The sequence below is a fragment of the Roseibium sediminicola genome, from assembly GCF_023156505.1.
GTDB classification, from domain to species: domain Bacteria; phylum Pseudomonadota; class Alphaproteobacteria; order Rhizobiales; family Stappiaceae; genus Roseibium; species Roseibium sediminicola.
The window spans coordinates 1-19,718 of record NZ_JALNMJ010000043.1 but is presented as its reverse complement, the minus strand read 5'-3'; the positions used below and the strand labels follow the sequence as shown (position 1 = coordinate 19,718).

The 19,718-nt window shown below is 62.5% G+C and carries 19 protein-coding genes; 7 read left to right on the top strand and 12 right to left on the bottom strand.

The window, feature by feature from the left end:
* Positions 1 to 253: 253 nt before the first annotated feature.
* Positions 254 to 1,009 carry a glutamine amidotransferase gene (locus tag M0H32_RS28595; RefSeq protein ID WP_248160110.1) on the bottom strand — a complete coding sequence of 252 codons (756 nt, stop codon included), beginning with the start codon at positions 1,007 to 1,009 and terminating at the stop codon, positions 254 to 256.
* A 94-nt stretch (positions 1,010 to 1,103) separates the two neighbouring features.
* Positions 1,104 to 1,580: a tellurite resistance TerB family protein gene (locus tag M0H32_RS28590; RefSeq protein WP_248160109.1), complete on the bottom strand. Its 477-nt coding sequence runs from the start codon at positions 1,578 to 1,580 to the stop codon at positions 1,104 to 1,106.
* Between the two features lie 311 nt (positions 1,581 to 1,891).
* On the opposite strand from M0H32_RS28590, the gene M0H32_RS28585 reads away from it, so the two are divergent.
* From M0H32_RS28585 to M0H32_RS28560, 6 genes are all read left to right on the top strand, one after another.
* Positions 1,892 to 3,154, top strand: coding sequence for an imelysin family protein (locus tag M0H32_RS28585; protein WP_248160108.1), 1,263 nt, complete (start codon positions 1,892 to 1,894; stop codon positions 3,152 to 3,154).
* Between the two features lie 78 nt (positions 3,155 to 3,232).
* Positions 3,233 to 4,762 carry a di-heme oxidoreductase family protein gene (locus M0H32_RS28580; RefSeq protein ID WP_248160107.1) on the top strand — a complete coding sequence of 510 codons (1,530 nt, stop codon included), beginning with the start codon at positions 3,233 to 3,235 and terminating at the stop codon, positions 4,760 to 4,762.
* Complete coding sequence (locus M0H32_RS28575; RefSeq protein ID WP_248160106.1) at positions 4,762 to 5,823, top strand: imelysin family protein; 1,062 nt, start codon at positions 4,762 to 4,764, stop codon at positions 5,821 to 5,823. The genes M0H32_RS28580 and M0H32_RS28575 overlap by 1 nt, the downstream gene beginning before the upstream one ends.
* Entirely contained in the window at positions 5,813 to 6,961 is a 1,149-nt protein-coding gene (locus M0H32_RS28570) for a DUF1513 domain-containing protein (protein WP_248160105.1), read from the top strand. The genes M0H32_RS28575 and M0H32_RS28570 overlap by 11 nt, the downstream gene beginning before the upstream one ends.
* Positions 6,962 to 7,088: 127 nt before the next feature.
* A complete protein-coding gene (locus tag M0H32_RS28565; RefSeq protein WP_248160104.1) occupies positions 7,089 to 9,980 on the top strand; it encodes an AsmA family protein in 2,892 nt (963 codons plus the stop codon).
* A gap of 406 nt (positions 9,981 to 10,386) precedes the next feature.
* Entirely contained in the window at positions 10,387 to 10,737 is a 351-nt protein-coding gene (locus tag M0H32_RS28560) for a hypothetical protein (protein WP_248160103.1), read from the top strand.
* Here M0H32_RS28560 and phnN read toward each other — a convergent pair.
* The 9 genes from phnN to phnG form a co-directional block, all read right to left on the bottom strand.
* Positions 10,734 to 11,324: a phosphonate metabolism protein/1,5-bisphosphokinase (PRPP-forming) PhnN gene (gene phnN / locus M0H32_RS28555; protein ID WP_248160102.1), complete on the bottom strand. Its 591-nt coding sequence runs from the start codon at positions 11,322 to 11,324 to the stop codon at positions 10,734 to 10,736. The two genes, M0H32_RS28560 and phnN, sit on opposite strands and share 4 nt — an antisense overlap.
* Positions 11,317 to 12,462, bottom strand: a complete 1,146-nt coding sequence (locus M0H32_RS28550) for an alpha-D-ribose 1-methylphosphonate 5-triphosphate diphosphatase (RefSeq protein ID WP_248160101.1) — start codon at positions 12,460 to 12,462, stop codon at positions 11,317 to 11,319. The genes phnN and M0H32_RS28550 overlap by 8 nt, the downstream gene beginning before the upstream one ends.
* Positions 12,459 to 13,208, bottom strand: a complete 750-nt coding sequence (locus tag M0H32_RS28545; RefSeq protein ID WP_248160100.1) for a DUF1045 domain-containing protein — start codon at positions 13,206 to 13,208, stop codon at positions 12,459 to 12,461. Before M0H32_RS28545 ends, M0H32_RS28550 begins: the two co-directional genes overlap by 4 nt.
* Before the next feature lie 106 nt (positions 13,209 to 13,314).
* Positions 13,315 to 14,016, bottom strand: a complete 702-nt coding sequence (gene phnL / locus M0H32_RS28540; protein WP_248160099.1) for a phosphonate C-P lyase system protein PhnL — start codon at positions 14,014 to 14,016, stop codon at positions 13,315 to 13,317.
* 12 nt (positions 14,017 to 14,028) lie between these two features.
* Positions 14,029 to 14,817, bottom strand: coding sequence for a phosphonate C-P lyase system protein PhnK (gene phnK, locus M0H32_RS28535; RefSeq protein ID WP_248160098.1), 789 nt, complete (start codon positions 14,815 to 14,817; stop codon positions 14,029 to 14,031).
* On the bottom strand, positions 14,814 to 15,743 hold the full coding sequence (locus M0H32_RS28530; protein WP_248160097.1) for an alpha-D-ribose 1-methylphosphonate 5-phosphate C-P-lyase PhnJ: 930 nt from the start codon (positions 15,741 to 15,743) through the stop codon (positions 14,814 to 14,816). The genes phnK and M0H32_RS28530 overlap by 4 nt, the downstream gene beginning before the upstream one ends.
* Positions 15,740 to 16,873: a carbon-phosphorus lyase complex subunit gene (locus tag M0H32_RS28525; protein WP_248160096.1), complete on the bottom strand. Its 1,134-nt coding sequence runs from the start codon at positions 16,871 to 16,873 to the stop codon at positions 15,740 to 15,742. Before M0H32_RS28525 ends, M0H32_RS28530 begins: the two co-directional genes overlap by 4 nt.
* Positions 16,874 to 16,877: 4 nt before the next feature.
* Positions 16,878 to 17,525 (bottom strand): phosphonate C-P lyase system protein PhnH, encoded by a 648-nt coding sequence (phnH, locus tag M0H32_RS28520; RefSeq protein ID WP_248160095.1) that lies wholly within the window; start codon positions 17,523 to 17,525, stop codon positions 16,878 to 16,880.
* Complete coding sequence (gene phnG, locus M0H32_RS28515; protein WP_248160094.1) at positions 17,525 to 18,010, bottom strand: phosphonate C-P lyase system protein PhnG; 486 nt, start codon at positions 18,008 to 18,010, stop codon at positions 17,525 to 17,527. The genes phnH and phnG overlap by 1 nt, the downstream gene beginning before the upstream one ends.
* A gap of 151 nt (positions 18,011 to 18,161) precedes the next feature.
* Between phnG and phnF the strand changes: the two genes are divergently transcribed.
* Entirely contained in the window at positions 18,162 to 18,902 is a 741-nt protein-coding gene (gene phnF, locus M0H32_RS28510) for a phosphonate metabolism transcriptional regulator PhnF (RefSeq protein WP_248160093.1), read from the top strand.
* Positions 18,903 to 18,930: 28 nt separating this feature from the next.
* Here phnF and M0H32_RS28505 read toward each other — a convergent pair whose 3' ends face one another.
* The gene (locus M0H32_RS28505; RefSeq protein ID WP_248160092.1) at positions 18,931 to 19,533 is read right to left on the bottom strand and encodes a hypothetical protein; all 603 of its coding nucleotides are present in this window, start codon (positions 19,531 to 19,533) and stop codon (positions 18,931 to 18,933) included.
* Positions 19,534 to 19,718 lie beyond the last annotated feature (185 nt).

The window sequence follows — 19,718 nt, the reverse complement described above, 5'->3', positions numbered from 1 at the left end:
GGGAGCCTTGCTTCGAACGGACTGCCACGTACCGCGGATCGTACGGTCTCCGGCCCACTTGGGAGGGCAGCAACCGGCCCTCCCAAAACCAATCTACAAAAATTCAAACAGATAAGGATCTGCTAGTTGGTCAGCGAATACGCGGCCGATCCTTCGAGACGGGCCTACGGCCCTCGTCAGGATGAGGTGGAATGTGTGGTGGTGGCGATGCGGCGAGAGTCTTTAGTATTGCTCCTCAACTACAACGACTTGCCTATTCCGCCGCCCTCAGAACATCATGCCGCACGGGCTGCGCGGCGGTGCCGATCCACAGGTCCAGGAAACGGTCGAGCCAGCGTTTCACTGCCGGGTCATAGACAAACCGGCCGGCGAAATGGTCGCGGCGCTTCTGTGCGCCGGGCAGTACCATGCGCGGCGCGCCCTTGGTGGTCCAGCGGACCATCATCTGGTGGGTGAGTTCGGGATGAAACTGGATGCCATAGGCGGCGGGGCCAACACGGATCGCCTGGTTGAGATAGGTCGGGCTGGTGGCCAGAAGCTCTGCGCCCGAGGGCAGATCAAAGCCCTCCCGGTGCCATTGATAGACCTTCTGGGGCCAGCTCATCAGGGACTTGCCGGCTTCTGTCGGGTTCAGCGGGTAGTAGCCGATCTCGACAAGACTGTCGTGATGGCCTGATACCGCGCCGCCGAGGTTCTTGACCATCATCTGGGCGCCGAGGCAGATGCCGAGAAACGGCTTGCGTTCGTTCAGCGGAACGCTGATCCAGTCGATCTCCTTGTGCAGGAAGGCATCGGGATCGTTTGCGCTCATGGGGCCGCCGAAAATGACCGCGCCGGCATGGTGGTCCATGGTCTCCGGCAGGCTGTCGCCGAAACGGGGTTTGCGGATATCGAGCGCGAAACCGCGCTTGACCAGTTCCTGGCCGACCCGGCCGGGCGAAGAGTGTTCCTGGTGGAGAACAATCAGGATCTTGGGGCGGTTTCTGACGGGATCGGGCTGAAAAAGCATGTGCTTAATATGAGCGAGCTTGGCGCGAAAATCGAGTCCCGTTGCCCGGCAATCCTGCACTATTCTGCGTCGGCAGGGATGCTTCGACGGGCAATCAGTCCGTTTCGTCCGCCTCCGGCGCGGTCTGGGCGACCTTGTGGCGGAGCGTCATGCGGTCACGTGTGGAGACCCCGAGAAGCTCGGCGACCCGCCAGATGGTATTGTCCTCGAATTCATGGACATGGCCGTCCGCATAGACGATTTCCCACATCATCTCGACGATGGCGAGGCGCTCGGTCTCGTCCGTGGTCCGCTTCAGCACCGAGGTGAAGCCGTAGAGATCGACCGCTTCCTCGTCGCGCTGCTTGGCGGCCGCGATCAGCTCGGTGGTTTCCTTGTCGCTCAGCTCGTAGTGCTTTTGAAGGATTTCCCGAAGCTTCGTGCTTTCCGACTCCTCGATGATGCCGTCGATGTCGATCAGGTGAAACAACAGCGCCGCCGCCGCCAGGCGTTTGTCGTCCTCGGCGAAGGTCTTTTCACCGCTGTCGCCAAAGGTCAGTTCGCGTACAAAGCTTTTCAGCGCGTTGAGCATTGTCTTCGTTCCCGTTGCCCGGCCCCCCAATTCAGGCCTTTTCTCATTGCTATCGCATTCCTTGTTTAGCATCAAAGGGTTGATGACGACATTAGGACTTTGAGGTGGTGTTTTAATTCGGCATTTTACAGTCAACTTTTTGGAATTGTTCTAAACTATTGATTTTTTTATATTTATAACTTGACTTTGACCCTCATGAAATGATTTTACCGACACGCGGAGGGCGCGTTGGGCGTCACACGAATTTTCAAAAAAGGCATCAGAGGCCGTTCTCCGGCCCGGGCCTTTGCATGTGATTAGGGGACAAAGCCATGAATTCTGTCAAACTTGGCCTGCTGGCCGCAACCGCTCTTTTTGCCGCTCCGGCCCTGGCGGCTGCCCCGGCAGACGTCGTCACCACCTATGGCGACATCGCCCAGGCGAAATACGCGGATTCGCTTGAAGCCGCGAAAACCCTGAAAGCGGCGATCGACACGCTGGTTGCCGAGCCGACCGAAGCCAATCTGGAAGCCGCTCGTGAGGCATGGCGCGAGGCGCGCAACCCTTATCAGCAGACCGAAGCCTACCGCTTCGGCAATGCCATCGTTGACGATTGGGAAGGCAAGGTGAATGCCTGGCCGCTCGACGAGGGCCTGATCGACTATGTCGATGCGTCTTATGGTGAAGATTCCGAGGAAAACGATTTCTACGTCGCCAACGTGATTGCCAACCCGACCCTGAAAGTCGGCGGAGAAACGATCGACGCTTCCGAGATCACCGCCGAACTGCTGGCCGACACGCTGCAGGAGGCCGGTGAAGTCGAGGCCAATGTCGCGACCGGCTACCACGCCATCGAATTCCTGCTCTGGGGCCAGGATCTCAACGGCACCGACGCGGGTGCCGGCAACCGTCCGGCCACCGACTTTGACCCGGCCAACTGCACCGGCGGCAATTGCGAGCGCCGGATCCAGTATCTTCGGGCGGCAACGGATCTCCTGATTTCCGACCTTGAAGAAATGGCGGCGGCCTGGGTGCCGGGCGGCGCTGCGCGCGAGGAGCTGGCCGGCAAGGGCGAGGCCGGTGGTCTAGCCACGATCCTGACTGGCATGGGTTCGCTCTCCTATGGCGAACTGGCCGGCGAGCGCATCAAGCTCGGCCTGATGCTTCACGATCCGGAGGAAGAGCATGACTGTTTCTCCGACAACACGCACATGTCGCACTACAACGATGTTGTCGGCATCCGGAACGTCTATTTCGGCAGCTACAAGAGCCCGCTCGGCAATGATGTCTCCGGCGCCTCGCTCGCCGACATGGTCGCCGAAAAGGACCCGGCGCTGGCCGAGGAAATGAAGGCCAAGCTCGACGCCACTCTGGCGGCTTTCGAAGCAATGAAAGCCCGTGCCGAAGGCGGCGAAGCCTATGACCAGATGATCGGTGAAGACAATGAAGAGGGCAATGCGGTTGTCCAGGCCGCCGTCGATGCGCTGGTCGACCAGACCGCGTCGATCGAGCGCGTTGTGAAGGTGCTCGAGCTGGACGAGATTGCCTTCGAAGGCTCCGACAGCCTCGACAATCCGGGCGCTGTTTTCGAATAAGGTGATGTTCCGGCAGGCAGGAAATTGCCTGCCGGGTCCGCCGCGAATTGGGGCTCGCGGCAAATTGGGATGCGATGAATGAGACTGGTCCCCAGTCAGGGTGCCGCAACCGGCGCCTTTTTGTGTTTTTGCCTGGCTGCGGGCCCGGCAGTTCCGGACGAGGTGATACCGCACCGCGACGACCTGTCTGCGAAAGACCGGTCCAGGGTCGCAAGCGTGCTTCAAAGTCCAACGGATTTTGACAAGCCAGAGCCGTTCGAGCCGATGCAGGGCGGTGCCGGAACCTCCAGAAAACGCCTCAACCGCGATGCTTTCTCCCACAGCAACGGCAATCTGACCTTCGAGGAACAGCACAGTTTCAAGGTCGGCAACGGTCTTTTCAAGAAACTCTGGGCGTCCTCGCCCTCGTCGACCCAGGCCTCGGACGGTCTCGGTCCGCTCTACAATGCCCGCTCCTGCCAGGGTTGCCACCTGAAGGATGGCCGAGGGCGGCCGCCGCGTGAAGGCGACGAGGCCGTGTCGCTGTTTCTCAGGCTGTCCATTCCGCCTGAGACCGAGGAACAGCGTCAGGCGCTTGCGGCCAAGGACATCCTCTTCGTTCCTGAACCCACCTATGGCGGCCAGTTCCAGGCCTTCGCCGTGCCGGGCCTTGCGGGTGAGGGCCGCTTCGACATTGAGGTAGAAGAGATCGAGGTTCCGCTGAATGGCGGCGAAACGGCTGTGCTGCAAAAGCCGGTTTACAGGATCCGGGATCTCGGTTTCGGCGAGATGCATCCCGAGACCATGATCTCGCCGCGAGTGGCGCCGCCCATGATCGGTCTCGGGCTCGTCCAGGCGATCCATCCGGGCGACCTGGAAGCGCTGGCGGATCCGGACGACGCGGATGGTGACGGCATTTCCGGCAGGATCAGCCGGGTGCGAGATCCAAAGACCGGTAAACTGGTTCAGGGGCGGTTCGGCTGGAAAGCCTCGAACCCGACCATCCGGGCACAGACGGCCGGGGCGTTTTCGGGCGATATCGGTATTTCGACCCCGGAGAAACCGGACAATTACGGCGATTGCACCAAGGCCCAGACAGCCTGCCGCGATCTGCCTCATGGCGAACAGGAGCGCCTTGGACCGAGCGAGGCTCCGGATCCGGTGATGGATCTCGTGACATTTTATTCGGAAAACCTGGCCGTACCGGCGCGCCGGGATGTCGATGACCCCTACGTCCTCAAGGGTAAGAAGGTCTTCTACGAGACCGGTTGCCCGGCCTGTCACCAGCCGAAATTCGTCACCAGCCGCAAGGCGGACAATCCTGCGCATCAATTCCAGCTCATCTGGCCCTATTCGGACTTCCTACTGCATGATATGGGCGAGGGACTGGCCGATCACCGTCCTGTCGGCGACGCGACGGGCCGGGAATGGCGGACGCCGCCGCTCTGGGGCATTGGCCTCACCCGGACGGTCAACGATCACACCAGGTTTCTGCATGACGGGCGCGCGCGGAACCTCCTGGAAGCAATCTTGTGGCATGATGGCGAGGCGAAGCCGGCCCGCGATCGGGTGGTCGCACTCACCCCCGAAGACCGCCGGTCTCTGATCCGATTTCTGGAGTCCCTTTGATGCGAAGACTGATCCTGGCCGTTCTGACTGTTTTCGTGGTCCACCCGGCCACTGCCACGGAATTCAATCCGCAGATCGAAGGCATGATCGACGGTTACATTCGCCCGGCGACTGAGCAGTTTGCGGAAACCGCGGCCAGGTTGCCGGCTGCGGTGACGGCGGTTTGCGAAACACCGGACGCACAGAGCAAGGACGGGTTCAAGACAGCTCTTTCCGAAACCATCGGGGCGTTTTCAAAGATCCATTTTCTGCGCTACGGCCCACTGCTCGACGAAGACCGGCTCAGCCGTCTTGCCTTCCTGCCCGATCCGCGCGGCATCACCCAGCGCCAGATGCGCAAGGTGCTGGCGGCGCGGGATAAGGAAGTTCATTCCGCCGCGGATCTTGCCGACAAGAGCGTTGCCGTACAGGGTCTGACCGCCCTTGAGCTGATCGCCTTCAGCAAGACCAGCGAGGTTGTTCTCGGCGAGGATCCGTTCACATGCGGTTACGCGCTGGCCATTTCTGAAAACGTGGCGGCGATGGCGGAGGCCGTTGCCGCCGGCTGGACCGACCCGGGCGGCTACAGCGCCGTGCTGCTGACTGCGGGAGCGGGCAATCCCCGTTTTCAGACGTCCAAGGAGGCGCTTGAGAACCTCTTCAACAGCCTGGTGACCGGGTTGATCATCGCCCGCGATCAGGATGTGTTGCCAGCCCTGGGAGCGAGCAGGGCCAAGGCCAAGCCTAACCGGTTTCCGTTCTCCCGCTCCGGCAACAGCGTGACGTTCATCTCAGGTGAACTGGACGGCATCCGGCAGGCGCTCTCAAGTCTGGGTCTGGAAGGTCTCACACCGGAAGACTTCACCTGGATCTTTGGCGGGCTCGACTTCGAATTTGCCAATGCGCAGGCGTTGCTCGATCAACTCGAGCGTCCACTGCGGCAGAGTTTCGAAGAAGAGGGCACCTATGCCAAGGTCGAAGTGCTGGCGATCGCGCTGAAATCAATCCGGGACACCATGGCTCTGGAACTGGCCGGAGCCCTCGAACTGGCCGGAGGTTTCAATTCGCTCGATGGCGACTAATCACAGCCCTCTTTCCCGGCGCGGCTTTCTGGCTGCGCTTGGCAGTCTGGCGGCCTCTTCGGTCTTTCCCGGAACGCCGCTTGCCGAAAGTCTGATCGGCCGTGAGACCACGGACGGCGTGCCGCTCTTCGCAAGTGCCTTCAAGCTGGAAAACGGCGACTATGGGGTCGGCATTGTCGACGATCTCGGCCAGATCCTGGCGCGGATCTCCCTGCCGGGCCGCGGACACGGCATTGCCGTTTCTCCGGATGGAACCCGGCTGGTCGCCTTTGCCCGTCGTCCGGGCACGTTCGCCGTTGTGGTTCGCCCGTTCGATGAGGCCGAACCGCAAGTGCTGACGGCTGATCCCGGGCGCCATTATTACGGGCACGGCTGTTTTTCCGCCGACGGACGGCTGCTCTATGCGGTGGAGAACGATTTCGACAAGGCGCGTGGCGTTGTCGGCGTCTATGACATGAGCGGCCGCGAAATCCGCAAACTGGGTGAGCTGGAGACCAACGGCATCGGCCCGCACGATCTGCTGCTGGCCCCGGACGGTAAAACGCTGATCGTCGCCAATGGCGGGATTAAGACCCATCCGGACCGGGCGCGGGAGAAACTCAACCTCGATACCATGACACCTTCGGTCGCTTTCCTCGACCGGGAGACCGGCGACCTCTTGGCCGAGCATCGTCTTTCGAAAGACCTCCATCAATTGTCCCTGCGCCACATGGCGCTGGATGGGCAGGGCAGAGCCTGGGTTGGCGGCCAGTTCGAGGGGCCGGACACCGAAACGCCGCCGCTGGTCGGGATCTTCTCGCGCGATGAGGTGCCGGTTTTGACCGATATCCCCGGCAAGACCGCAAGCGGGTTGCAGAATTACATCGGCTCGGTGACGGCGAATGCCAGCGGGGACGTCATTGCGACCTCCGCACCACGCGGCGGCCAGACCCTGTTCTGGAATGCGGCGAGCGGAGATTTTCTGGGGGCGCAGACGATCGCCGACGGCTGCGGCGTCGCGCCGATCGATCAGGGCAGCTTCCTGATTTCCGACGGCAACGGCGCCTTGTCCCTGGTAACGGATCCCGAAGCACCGGCCGAGATCCTGGCCCGTCCCCCCGGGATTTCCTGGGACAACCACATGTTTGCCCTCACCTGACAGGCGTCACTACCGTAGAATTCCTGCAGGTTCCAGTTTTGGTCAAATTCGGCAGGCACTCTCTTCCGCGACGTTCGGCTCCGATTGGTCTACATTGGGGCCGATTCGCGATGGGGAGACCTTAATAATGCGTCGGCTTTTGATCGGATTGGGCAGTCTGCTGTTCATGCTGGTGACCATCGTCCTGGTGGCGCCGCTGTTCCTGCCCAAGGACGAAATCAAGCGTCAGGTGGTTGAGCAGGTGGACAGCCGCCTGGGCTGGCGCCTGCGTCTGGACGGCCCGGTGTCCCTGTCCCTGTTTCCTGCATTTTCACTGACGGCCGACAAGGTCGGAATTGCCGGTGAAGCCGGTGCCGACGGCATTGAATTTGCCAAGGCCGAGCGCGTTCAATTCGGCCTCGCCTGGGCCGGGCTGATCTCCGGCAATATCAAGGTCACCGGCATTGCCCTGGATCAGCCGGATATCTACCTGGAAGTCGGCCCGAACGGCACCACCAGCTGGGAACCGCGCCGGGACCTGCCGATGGAAACCGACACGGCCGCCGCCGAGACGCCGGCCACGGGCAGCGGCCAGCCGGCGTCCGGATCGGAAACAGCCTCCGGCGAAACACCCGCCTCGCCCTCGCAAGGGTATCTGAAAAGCATCGGCGTCGACCGTCTGCAGATCACCGGCGGCACCGTGACCTGGAAGGACCAGTCCGCCGCTGAGCCCGTCCGGATCAGCAATCTCGACATGACCTTGAACGCGCCGGATCTGGCAGGTGAGGTCGCGCTGGACAGCAGCTTTACCCTTCAGGACGTTCCGCTTGGCATTTCCGGATCCCTGTCCAATCCGCTCGGACTGGCGGCGGGCGACCAGGTGCCGGTGAATTTGAGTTTTTCCAGCGGCGACAATGTACTCAAGATCGAAGGGGAGACCGGGCTCCAGCCGGCCAGAGCAGACCTGGCTCTTGAAGCGTCAGGCCCCTCCCTGAAAGCGATCGCCGCCCTAGCGGGTCAGGATCTGGCGACCGATCCAGGCGCTTTCTCCCTGACCGCACAGATCGCGGGTACCGAAGCAGCGATTTCTGTTGCCGACCTGCACCTGCTGCTTGGACAGCTGTCGCTCGGCGGCGCCGCCGACGCCGATCTGTCGGGCCTGGTGCCGGAAATCTCGGGGCGGCTGGTGCTAAAGGACGGCTCCATTGCCGACCTGTTGCAGCTGGCCGGCCAGGCGCAGCCCGCCAGCGGTAAACTGAGCGCTGATCTTGCCTTTGAAACGGTCGGCCTGACCGGCGAGGAACTGATTGCCGGGCTTGATATCAATGGGTCCGTCCGCATTGCGGAAGGCGAAGTCGGCGGGCTTGGTCTGGCCTCGGCCGTCGGCGGCGACCCGGAAGCGGACCGGCTGACCAATCTGGCCATGGATATCGACCTGGAAGGCCTGGAAAACCCGATTTCCTTAAGCGGTTCGCTCGCCTGGCGCGGCGAAGCCTTCAGCCTGACCGGGGAGGCGGCGACAGCCAAGCTTCTGGCGGGACAGGCCGCACCGGTGTCTGTCACCGTGAAAAGCAACCGGGTCAGCGCCGGGTTCAACGGCCAGGCCTCGCGCAGCGGCGCGGTCGACGGCGCTGTCAGCATCGAAACGGCCGACCTGCGCGGTCTGATGGCCTGGATGGGCCAACCCCTTGGAAGCGGCGGCGGCCTGAAGCGCTTCAAGGCCTCGGGCATCTTCGGGGTCAAGGACAACACGGTCTCGTTCGAGGAAACCCGCTTTACCCTTGATGACACGTCCGGCGAAGCCAATGGACGGGTGGTCCTGGCAGGCAAACCGTCCGTGACCGCGCGGCTCAACCTGCGCGAACTGGTGCTCGATCCTTATCTCGGCGGTTCCTCAAGCGGATCGAGCGGTTCCGGCAATTCTTCCGGCGGATCGTCTTCCGGTAGCGGCAACGGCGGTGGAAAGAAGAGCGGCGGCAAGGGCTGGAGCACGGCGCCGATCGATTTCTCCGGTCTCAAGGCGGTCGACGCGGATTTCAAGCTGACCACCAGCGAGATCCGCTGGGACAAGATCAAGATCGACAACAGTGTGCTGTCGACGACGATCAAGAACGGTGTCCTGACCGCCAATCTGGAAAAACTCGCGCTTTACAGCGGATCCGGCTCCGGCACGGTCACCCTGAACGGCACCTCGGCGACGCCGCAGGTCCGGGCGAAATTCTCGCTGGCCAACCTCAATGCCTATCCAATGCTGCGCGACGCGGCGGATTTCGCGTGGATCGAGGGCAAGGCGAACATCAACCTGGATGTCGTCTCGAAGGGCGGCAGTGAGAAGGCGCTGGTCGAAGGCCTGAATGGCACGGCCAGCTATCAGTTCGCCGACGGTGCCATCCGGGGTATCAACATCCCGCAGATGGTGCGTGGCCTGTCGGTGGAGACCTTGCTCGGCTGGCAGGCGAACCCGTCCACCAAGACCGATTTCAGCTCGCTCGGGGCGAACTTCACCATCAAGAACGGCATTGCTCAGACCAATGATCTTGCAATGATCGGACCGCTTATTCGCATGACCGGCAAGGGGACGACCGACATGCCGGCGCAGCGGCTGTCCTGGCGGGTCGAGCCGAAGATCGTGCCGACGCTGAAAGGCCAGGCGCCGCAGCCTCGGCGCAAGGGCGAGGACAAGAAGCTCGCCGGTCTCGGTGTGCCGATCGTGATCGAAGGCAACTGGAACGACCCGCGCATCTATCCCGACATCAAGGGCATCCTGGAAAATCCGGAAGCGGCCTACAAGCAGCTGGAAAAGACCGGCGGCGAGCTGATCTCGATCCTGAAAGGCAAGAAGGAACCGTCCAAGGAGCTGGTCGAGCAGGCCAACAAGGTCATCAACCAGGCGACCGGCGGCAAGACCCAGATCGATGTCGAGAAAGTGATCGAGGGCAAGGTCGATGACGAAGAGGTGCTGAAAGCCGTCGAGGAAGGCTTCGGCCTGCCGCAGGGGCTTTTGGGGAACGTCTTCGGCGGCAAAAAGAAGAAGAACTAGGCTGTAGTGACAAATTAACGACTGGCATCGTTGGAGCCAGGATCGTTTCTGAATAGGCGGAAAGCGCAAGGAAGTGCAGCGCACTTTCGAGCATTTCCAACGCCTTCAGGGACGATCCTGGCCCAACGCCGAAGGGGCCGTCCGATAATTGGGTCATTTCCGCGTCGCATGTCCGTCCTCCATGCTCCTTGAAATGATCCAATTCTCGGGCGGCGCTGCCAACCGTTAGTTTGTCACTACAGCCTAGCAGCTTCTTCGTCCACCGGGCAAGCAACTGAACTTACGAGAGTATTCCGATTTCAAGGAATCTGGGCGTGTAATTGCGGGACCTGACTCCTTAAGTTCATTGCGCATTCGAAAGAGGCGCCTAAGCTTGAAGGGTCGAGGCGAATCTTGCGAGGCAAGCATGTCCCGGTCTGACCAAGCTGATTGCGGCCGTCTTTTGCGCACGGCCTGTACCAATGTCATAGGGTTCTGGCAGTTGCTGCAGGATCCGGACAGCCAGAAACTCGATCCCGTCAAACGCATGCAGTACCGGGCCTATATCATCGGCTGTGCCCTGCACCTTGCCGATCTTGTGGTCCAGCACGAGGACGCGATGGCCGATCTTTACCCGCAGGACTGGGAGCCGGACCTGACCGGCAGCGCCCGGGAATTCCGTGAATTGGCCTATGCCTTTGACGGCGATTGCCAGGACGAGCTGGATGAGCAGGCCCTGGCCTTCAGCCAGAACGTGCTCTGCGTGTTCATCCACTAGGCGCCGGGCTCAAATTCAAGAGCGGTCATCATCCGATGCACCGCTTCCTCGACCGTGCCGGTGTTCTCGACCCGCACCAGGTTGGCGACGTTGTCGGGTTCCAGGTCGGCGCGCTGCAGGCGTTTCTGGATGTCTTTCCTGCTTTCCCGGCCCCGGGCCGCCAGACGCTCGGCAAGCACCTCGACCGGTGCGGTGATCAGGAGCGTGATGGCGGTCTGATATTTTTCTTCCGCCTGGCGCAGCACCCGCCTGGAGCCGTTGGCAATCACCGTGCCGCCCGACCGGATCATGTCGTCATAGGTCTTGGGTATGACATAGCCGAGACCATGGGCCTCCCAGGCCAGCGCCACCTCGCCGGTTGTAACCGCGCGGTCGAACTCTGCCCGGCTGAGCGTGTCGTGGTCCTCAGCATCCGCATCGGCCGTGCGGGTGATGGCCCGGCGGGCAAAGGCGACATCGGAGCGACCATCCAGCCGCTCTTTCAGCGCCGCCATCAGCGTGTCCTTGCCGGCGCCGCTCGGGCCGACCACCAGGATCATCTTGCCGGGACCGAGCTTTGCAGCCGCTTCTGGCAACCGGTCAGGCAACGCGCTTGCCTTCGCGCCAGACGCCGCGCACCACCGGGATATTGCCGACCATCTTGACCTGGATCAGGTCGGCGCGGCGGCCGGGTTCCAGGACGCCGCGGTCGTTGAGGCCGATGGCACCGGCCGGCGTTGCCGTGACCATGGCAACGGCCTGAGGCAGCGAAATCGCCTCGATCTCGTCGGCAAGCTGGAACGCGGCCTGCAGCAGCGAGATCGGCACATAGTCGGACGAGAGCACGTCGAGCACACCGGCTTCGGCAAGTTCCTTGGCCGAGATGTTGCCGGAATGGGAGCCGCCGCGCACAACATTCGGCGCGCCCATCAGCACTGCCATGCCGGCTTCGTGCGACGCCTTGGCCGCTTCGAGCGTCGTCGGAAACTCGGCGATCTTCGTGTTCAGCGCAATGGCCTCGTCGACATGGGCGGTCGTGGCATCGTCATGGCTCGCAATCGCGATGTTGCGTGCCTGGGCAATCTTCGACAGTTGCTGGCGGTTTTCCGGGGCGAGGCTGCCGGCGCGGGCCTGGCGCTTCTGGATGAAGTCGTCCATCTGGGCGTCGGTGAAACCCTTCTTGCCCTGGTAATAGATCTTGTAGGCATCCATCGACACGAACTGGCGCTGGCCGGGCGTGTGGTCCATCAGCGAAATCAGCCGGATGCTGTCGTCGTCCTCGAACACCTTGAAGGCGGAGAGCACATCCGGCGCGGAAACCTCGCAGCGCAGGTGGATGAAGTGATCGGCGCGCAGACGGTTTTCGCGCTGGCCGGTCTCGATGGCATCGGCCAGCGTGCGCATGTCGGCATAACCGAGATCGGCATCTTCATCCATGCCGACGCGCAGGGCGTCGAAGACGGTGGTGATGCCGGAACAGGCGATCTGGGCGTCATGGGCCTGCACGGCGGACACCGGGCTCCAGCGCACCTTCGGGCGCGGGGCATAGTGCGTTTCCAGATGGTCGGTGTGCAGCTCCACCAGGCCGGGTAGCAGATAATCGCCTTCGCAGTCATGGCCGTCGACATCGCTCGGCGAGCCGATGCCGGCAATCCGGCCAGCCTCGTCGACGGAAAGCGAGCCGTCCAGGACCTCGTCGGCCAGAACCAGCGTGGCATTCTTGAAGACTTTGGGATGCGTGCTCATGCGGTTTCCTCGGTGGAGAGACGTTCGGCGCGCTCAAGGGCGTCCTGCGGCGCGGTGCGGCCGGTCAGCTCAAAAACGGTGTGAACCGAAAAGGGCGCGCCGCGCTCCGGTTCGGTGTAAAGCGCGACATGGCTGCAGACGCGGCGCTGGCCGGTCACGGCGGCGAAACGGGTCCGGGCAGCGTCCGCCAGCAGGTCCGCCTCGCCGTCGTTTTCCAGCTTGTTGGAGAGCGTCATGTGGAAGCGGAATTCGTCGAAGATGTAAGGGTAGCCCCACTGCCGTGTATAGGCGTCGAGCTTGTCGCTGAGCCTGGCCCTGCGGCGCCGCTCCAGATCCGCTTCGGAGAGAGGTGCGCGGAACGGTTCGAAGTGGCGCACGCACAGAGCCGCGAAGGCACGGAGCGCGGGCTCGCCCGCATCCGGCGTCAGCGCCAGGAACTTGCCGAGCCGGTTGACGGACAATCCGGCGATTTCATAGGGCGCGATCTCGGAAGCAAAGCTCTCGCAGGCTTCAAGCAGCGCTGTTTCCGTTTGGTCTTCTGCCAGCGAGAACGGAGCCTTCAGCGTGCCGTGAAAGCCGTAGCGGCGCGGATCCGCCGTCAGGGTGTGCAACCGCTCGGCGCTCAAGCCGTCCATCGGCTGCTGCGGCAGGTCCTTGCCGGTAAACGTGTCGCGGCCGAGCCATTGATTGCCCAGCTGCATCAGGGGATCGTCGGCCGGAGCGGCAAAATAGATCGCGTAGCGCATGGTCAGGTTCACAAAATTGAATGAGGCCGGAGTGTTGGCCTAAAGGCAGGCGGTGACCGTTCTGTGACAGTTTCCGCCTGCCCGCAAGTCTTTCCTCAGCTTCAGCTTAGGCGGCTTCCGCCGCGAAGCCGGTGACGTCGATGATGCGGTCGGCGATCTGCTCGCGCACGTCCTGGTCATGGAGAATGCCGACCATGGCAACGCCCTTTTCCTTTTTCTCCTCCACCAGCCGGACCACGACGGCGCGGTTGGCGGCATCGAGAGAGGCGGTCGGCTCGTCGAGCAGCAGGATCGGGTAATGGGCGATGAAGCCGCGGGCGATGTTCACCCGCTGCTGCTCGCCGCCGGAGAACGTCGCCGGCGGCAGGGTCCAGAGCCGCTCGGGCACGTTCAGCCGGGAGAGCAGCGCCCGGGCCGTGTCGACGCCCTCGGCCTCGCTGGCGCCTTGCGCGATCAGCGGTTCGGCGACGACGTCTTCCGCGGAGACCCGCGGAATGGTGCGCAGGAACTGGCTGACATAGCCGATCGTGGCTTCGCGCAGGGACAGCATCCGGCGCGGTTCGGCGCCGGCGATGTTGATGATCTCGTCGCCGACGGTGACCAGGATCTGGCCCTCGTCGCAGCGGTAATTGCCGTAGATCATCTTCAGGATCGAGCTCTTGCCGGCCCCCGACGGGCCGCCGAGCACGACGCATTCACCGGCATTGACCGAGAACTCGACCTGCTTGACCACGGGAATGACGGTGCCGCCCTGCAGATGCATGGTGAAGGACTTGCCGACATTGTTGAGATAAAGGCGTACGGGCATATCGGGCATCCTTTACACCTGGAGAATGGAGGAAACGAGCAGCTGGGTGTAGGGCTCGCGCGGATCGTCGAGCACCTGGTCCGTCAGGCCGCTTTCAATGACATTGCCGTGGCGCATCACCATGATGCGGTGCGACAGCAGGCGGGCGACGGCCAGATCGTGCGTGACGATCACCACGGAGAGACCCAGATCGGCCACCAGCCGGCGGAGCAGATCCAGAAGACGGGCCTGCACGGAGACGTCAAGCCCGCCGGTCGGCTCGTCCATGAACACCAGCCGCGGCCTTGTCACCAGATTGCGGGCGATCTGCAGGCGCTGGCGCATGCCGCCGGAAAAGGAGCGCGGATCGTCGTCGATGCGGTCGCTCTCGATTTCCACCCGGCCGAGCCAGTCGTCGGCGATCGACCGGATGTTGCCGTAATGACGGTCGCCGATGGCCATCAGCCGCTCGCCGACATTGGCGCCGGCCGAAACGTTCATGCGCAGGCCGTCGGCGGCGTTCTGATGCACGAAGCCCCAGTCCGTGCGCATCAACAGGCGCCGTTCGGCCTCGGTCAGCTGGTAGAGATTGCGCATGGCGCCGTCGCGCATGCGGTACTCGATGGCGCCGGTGGTCGGGGCCAGACGGGTCGACAGGCAGTTCAAAAGCGTGGTCTTGCCGGAGCCGCTCTCGCCGACGATCGCCAGCACTTCGCCCGGCCAGAGATCGAAGGAGACATCCAGGCAGCCGACACGGTCGCCATAGTAGCGGGTGACATTGTGGACCTGCAGCAGCGGATCTTCCGCTTGGAAGGCGTTCATCGGGCTGTCTCCTGTGCGTTCTGGCCGCCAAACTGGCCGGCTTCCGGGCTGGCCGCCATCGGGCCGAGATGGCCGTCCGCGCGCCGTTCCTCGCAATGGTCGCTGTCGGAGCAGACGAACATGCGCCCGCCCTTGTCATCGAGAATGACCTCGTCGAGATAGACATTCTCCGCGCCGCAGAGGCCGCAGGGCTTGTCGAATGTCTGCACCTCGAAGGGATAGTCCTCGAAGTCGAGGCTCTTCACCTTGGTATAGGGCGGAATGGCGTAGATGCGCTTCTCGCGGCCGGCGCCGTAAAGCTGCAGGGCGGCCATCCGGTCGATCTTCGGATTGTCGAATTTCGGCGTCGGCGAGGGATCCATCACGTAGCGGTCATTGACCTTCACCGGATAGGCATAGGTGGTCGCGATGTGGCCGTTCTTGGCGATGTCCTCGTAGAGCTTCACATGCATGAGGCCATAGTCTTCCAGCGCATGCATCTTGCGGGTTTCCGTCTCACGTGGCTCCAGAAACCGCAGAGGCTCGGGGATCGGCACCTGGAACACCAGCACCTGGTCCTCGGTGAGCGGCTTTTCCGGGATCCGGTGGCGGGTCTGGATGACGGTCGCCTCGGAGGTCTCGTAGGTGGTGCGGATGCCGGCGGTCTTTTCGAAGAAACCGCGCAGGGAGACCGCGTTGGTGGTGTCGTCCGAGCCCTGGTCGATCATCTTCAGGCAGTCGTCCTGCCCCAGGATCGCGGCGGTGACCTGCACCCCGCCCGTGCCCCAGCCATAAGGCATCGGCATCTCGCGGGAGGCGAACGGCACCTGGTAACCCGGAATGGCGATGCCCTTCAGGATCGCCCGGCGGATCATGCGCTTGGTCTGTTCGTCCAGATAGGCAAAATTGTATTCGCCCTGATCATAGATTTGAGCCGTGTCGTTCATTCTGCGGCCTCCTGGGCAGCACTGCCCGCTTCTGTCTCTTCTTCTTCCTGGCGGCGTTTTTCGAACCACTCGGCCCGCATCTGGCGCACCAGGCCGAGCTCGGCCTGGAAGTCGACGTAATGCGGCAGCTTCAGATGTTCGACGAAGCCGGTCGCCTGGATGTTGTCGGAATGGGAGAGCACGAATTCGACGTCCTGGGCAGGCGCGGTCTGCTCTTCGCCAAGTTCCTGCCAGCGCAGCGACCGGTCGACCATCGCCATGGACATGGCCTTGCGTTCGACCTGGCCGAAGACCAGGCCGTAGCCGCGGGTGAAGGTCGGCGCCGCCTTGGCCGAGCCCTTGAACTGGTTGACCATCTGGCACTCGGTCACCTTGATGGTGCCGAGCGTGACGGCAAAACCGAGTTCCTCGGCGAAGAACTCCACCTCGACCTCGCCATAGCGGATCTCGCCGGCGAAGGGGTGCGTGCGGCCATAACCGCGCTGGGTGGAATAGGCGAGCGCCAGCAGGAAGCCCTCGTCGCCGCGGGCAAGGTTCTGAAGGCGCAGGTCCCGGTCGGCCGGGAAGGACAGCGGCTCACGGGTCAGGTCGCCGACGGGCGTGTCCTCGTCCGTCACCGGGTCCGGCTCCATCAGGCCTTCGTCGCCCAGAAGATCGGTGACGCGCGGCATGGCGGTTTCGCGCGGTTCGGCGGTCTCCACCTCCGGCTCGGTGCCGTCGTCCTCGGCGGCGAGCGCAAAATCGAGCAGGCGGTGGCTGTAATCGAAGGTCGGGCCGAGCACTTGCCCGCCGGGCAGATCCTTGTAGGTGGCCGACACGCGCCGCTCGACCAGCATGGCGCCGGTGTCTACGGCCAAGCTGTAGCCGAAGCGCGGCAGGGTGGTGCGGTAGGCGCGCATCAGGAAGGCGGCCTCGATCAGGTCGCCGCGCGCCTGCTTGATGGCGAGCGCCGCCAGGCCCTCGTCATAAAGCGAGCCCTCGCCCATCACCCGGGCGACGGAATGGCTGAGCTGTTCGGCGATCTGGTCGAGGGTCAGCGCGGGAACGGAGGTGTCGCCCCGGCGCCGCTTGGCGGTCAGCTTGTGGGCGTTGCGGATGGCCTTTTCGCCACCCTTGACGGCAACATACATGGGCTCAGGCCTCCTGCGGCGTGATGCGGGTGGAACGGGGCAGGGCGGCGGCTTCGCTTGCCCCGGCAAAAATCAGGTCGATGCCGCGCGGAAACTGGCGGTTGTTGGCAATCACCTGGTCCCAGAAGACCGGCGGCACCGGGCCGGTGGTCAAAAGCGCCGTGTCCTTGATGCCCGGACCTTCCAGCATCACGGCCGGGCCGGCGCTGAAGGTCTGGCCAAGAAGGATCACCGTTGTCGAGCGGTCCGGATATTCCAATGAGCCCTGGTTGAAGCTTGCCAGCGGGATCATGCTTTCCGGGGCGCTGACCAGCGCAAAGGCCGCCTCGACCGGCTCGCTGACAATCGGCGCGCCGGTGTGAAAGCGCAGGAATTGTTTCACCGCTTCGGAACTCATGAGCGGCTTGTCGAGCCAGACGGGGGTGTCGTAGTCGATGAGCGTCAGCGCGATGGCGGCGGCGACCGGCGTCAGCGGCGCCGGCGGTTTCAACCCGCCGGCCGGGATGAGCTGGCGCGTCGCCGGGCGGGCCATGGCGTTCATGACAGCGCGGAAACAGCCTTGCGCGTCATGGACCGGATCGGCAAAGCCGGCGGCGAGCGGCGCGGCGCCGGTTTGGGTGGTCTCTGCCAAAGAGGTGTTTGTAGGCGTCATCAATTGTCTCCCCGCACCATGGTGAAGAAGTTGACCTTGGTGGCCTCGGTTTCCTCGCGAACGGTGTCTTTCTCGGCGGCTTGACCTTTCGCCAGCGGCGCGATGATCTCGGCCTCGATCCGGGCGGTCATGTCTTCGCGCTGCCACAGCGCGTCGATCACCGCCGATTGCAGCGCTTTCTGCTTGTTGCGGCCGAGGCTGTAGGAGCTGCCGGTCTCGCCGGTGGAAAGGCGGACGACGCAGCGGGTGACCGTGACTTCGCCGAGATTGAACGGGCTGCCGGTCCCGCCCATGCGGCCGCGCACCATCACCAGGCCGGTTTCGGGCTGGCGCACCAGATCAAAAGCGGGCGGGGTCAGCGTTTCGAATTTTTCGGCGACGGCCTCGGGCGTTGCGGCTGCCAGCGTTGCCATCAGAGCCTTGCGGGCACCGGTCGCGCCGGCGGCAAGGTCGGTTGCGGGGTCTTGGGAAGAAATGTCTGTCATGGATCGCGCCTTTTGGGTTGGGCGGTCATTGCGGGCTGTCTCTTTGGGGAGGGAACCCTTGGAATGCAGCGTTGGTCTAAACTTGATTTGTCTATTTGTCTAGACAAATAATCAGGTTGACTCTTTGGTACCGAAATTTGATGACGAGCGCATGACGACGCACACCACATTGGACCGCAACGCGGGCATTGCCGTCTGGCGGCAGATCATGGAAGCGCTGAAGGCGGAAATCGTCAGCGGCGCTTTCGAAAAAGGCAGCCGCCTGCCGCCGGAATCGGAACTCGCCGCCCGCTTCGGCGTCAACCGCCACACGGTGCGCCGGGCGATTGCAGCCCTCACCTCGGAAGGCATTCTGCGCGCCGACCAGGGCCGCGGCACCTTCGTCGCTTCCGCCCCCTTGAGCTACCCGATCGGGCCGCGCACGCGCTTCTCCGAGATTGTCTCCGGCCAGGACCGCGCCCCGGATGGCCGCCTGATCGGCTCGGCGGTGGAAGAAGCCGATGCCTTCCTCGCCAACCAATTGTCCGTGCCGCTCGGCACGCTGCTGATCCGGGTGGAGTCTTTAAGGGTCGCCGACGGCATCCCGATGATCGTCGCCACGCTCTGGTTCGAACAGGCGCGCGTCCCCAATTTCGTCGCCGACTACGCCGAAACCGGCTCGATCACCACGGCGCTGAACCGCGCCGGCATCGAAGACTACAACCGCAAGGAAACCCGCATCACCGCGGAACTGGTCGAGGCCAGGGACGCCCAGCAGCTCGGGATTTCCCTGGGCCAGCCGGTGATGGTGGTGGAGAGCGTCAACCTGGATACGGACGGCAGGCCGCTGCAGTATACGCGCGGGCGCGTGGCGGCGGACCGGATGCAGTTGGTGGTGAGTGGGGGGGAATAGACTAAATACTATGTTCGATTGGATGCAATCAACCAGCATCATGTGGTTCGACGATGGGTTTAAGTATATAACCTTGAAACGAAATCAGATTATATCGTAAATCCTTTAAACCTTCTCTGATGGCATCGGATTTTTCCGAAGTGGCAATTATAACCTGGTGGTTTGGCGTCTTTTGTTTTGCGGAAACTTGAAACAATCCCGCTAAATTCACGGGATCGGTCGCTTGTTGCCCGGGTTCATCGAACACAACTAAGCCGCTGTGATTTGTTTCATATGAGTCATCTAATTCAAGCAATGATAGGTAGTACGACCATTTCAAGCGAATTCCGTCACTGGCAGATGCTTCAAAGCCAATATCCTTTTCAATCTCTCCACCGGTATCTTTGTCCTGCACAAGGACCTGCGGGCGAAAGTTATCGCGCGCCAAGGTAATTTCGGTCGGTGGGAAGGAGTGAAAATCAAAAGTTTTCAAATGACGTTGTACAAGCCCTTGTAGACTTGAAATTTTATTTTTGTCTTCAAGTGAAAAATCTTCGCCTGTGCGAAGTCTTTTCAGATGCGATGATAGCTTGGCCCAATTTTTAGCTATTTCTAAAAACTCATCAACAAGCCCATCAGCTCGTTCTTGCATAGATTCCCATTGTGCTAATCGAGTCTGCAGACGAACTGACTTTTCAATTGCTGTTCTATCGACGCTAGCCCGCATTTCTCACAGTGTTGTCGCTTGATGGGTTTCCGTCGGGCAGTTTTCTGATTGTGTCGGGTTACCGGTTTCAGGCCGAGCGGTGCCGCCGCCGCGTTTTGCGGCGGTCGGTT

What these genes read in the sequence shown, in the direction of transcription:
- M0H32_RS28570 (WP_248160105.1), top strand. Translation starts at nt 5,813, where the DNA reads ATGGCGACTAATCACAGCCCTCTTTCCCGGCGCGGCTTTCTGGCTGCG.
- M0H32_RS28525 (WP_248160096.1), bottom strand. Translation starts at nt 16,873, where the DNA reads ATGTATGTTGCCGTCAAGGGTGGCGAAAAGGCCATCCGCAACGCCCAC.
- M0H32_RS28565 (WP_248160104.1), top strand. Translation starts at nt 7,089, where the DNA reads ATGCGTCGGCTTTTGATCGGATTGGGCAGTCTGCTGTTCATGCTGGTG.
- M0H32_RS28575 (WP_248160106.1), top strand. Translation starts at nt 4,762, where the DNA reads ATGCGAAGACTGATCCTGGCCGTTCTGACTGTTTTCGTGGTCCACCCG.
- phnF (WP_248160093.1), top strand. Translation starts at nt 18,162, where the DNA reads ATGACGACGCACACCACATTGGACCGCAACGCGGGCATTGCCGTCTGG.
- phnL (WP_248160099.1), bottom strand. Translation starts at nt 14,016, where the DNA reads ATGCCCGTACGCCTTTATCTCAACAATGTCGGCAAGTCCTTCACCATG.
- M0H32_RS28530 (WP_248160097.1), bottom strand. Translation starts at nt 15,743, where the DNA reads ATGAACGACACGGCTCAAATCTATGATCAGGGCGAATACAATTTTGCC.
- M0H32_RS28545 (WP_248160100.1), bottom strand. Translation starts at nt 13,208, where the DNA reads ATGCGCTACGCGATCTATTTTGCCGCTCCGGCCGACGATCCCCTGATG.
- M0H32_RS28595 (WP_248160110.1), bottom strand. Translation starts at nt 1,009, where the DNA reads ATGCTTTTTCAGCCCGATCCCGTCAGAAACCGCCCCAAGATCCTGATT.
- M0H32_RS28580 (WP_248160107.1), top strand. Translation starts at nt 3,233, where the DNA reads ATGAGACTGGTCCCCAGTCAGGGTGCCGCAACCGGCGCCTTTTTGTGT.
- M0H32_RS28590 (WP_248160109.1), bottom strand. Translation starts at nt 1,580, where the DNA reads ATGCTCAACGCGCTGAAAAGCTTTGTACGCGAACTGACCTTTGGCGAC.
- phnK (WP_248160098.1), bottom strand. Translation starts at nt 14,817, where the DNA reads ATGAACGCCTTCCAAGCGGAAGATCCGCTGCTGCAGGTCCACAATGTC.
- M0H32_RS28560 (WP_248160103.1), top strand. Translation starts at nt 10,387, where the DNA reads ATGTCCCGGTCTGACCAAGCTGATTGCGGCCGTCTTTTGCGCACGGCC.
- phnG (WP_248160094.1), bottom strand. Translation starts at nt 18,010, where the DNA reads ATGACAGACATTTCTTCCCAAGACCCCGCAACCGACCTTGCCGCCGGC.
- phnH (WP_248160095.1), bottom strand. Translation starts at nt 17,525, where the DNA reads ATGACGCCTACAAACACCTCTTTGGCAGAGACCACCCAAACCGGCGCC.
- M0H32_RS28505 (WP_248160092.1), bottom strand. Translation starts at nt 19,533, where the DNA reads ATGCAAGAACGAGCTGATGGGCTTGTTGATGAGTTTTTAGAAATAGCT.
- M0H32_RS28585 (WP_248160108.1), top strand. Translation starts at nt 1,892, where the DNA reads ATGAATTCTGTCAAACTTGGCCTGCTGGCCGCAACCGCTCTTTTTGCC.
- M0H32_RS28550 (WP_248160101.1), bottom strand. Translation starts at nt 12,462, where the DNA reads ATGAGCACGCATCCCAAAGTCTTCAAGAATGCCACGCTGGTTCTGGCC.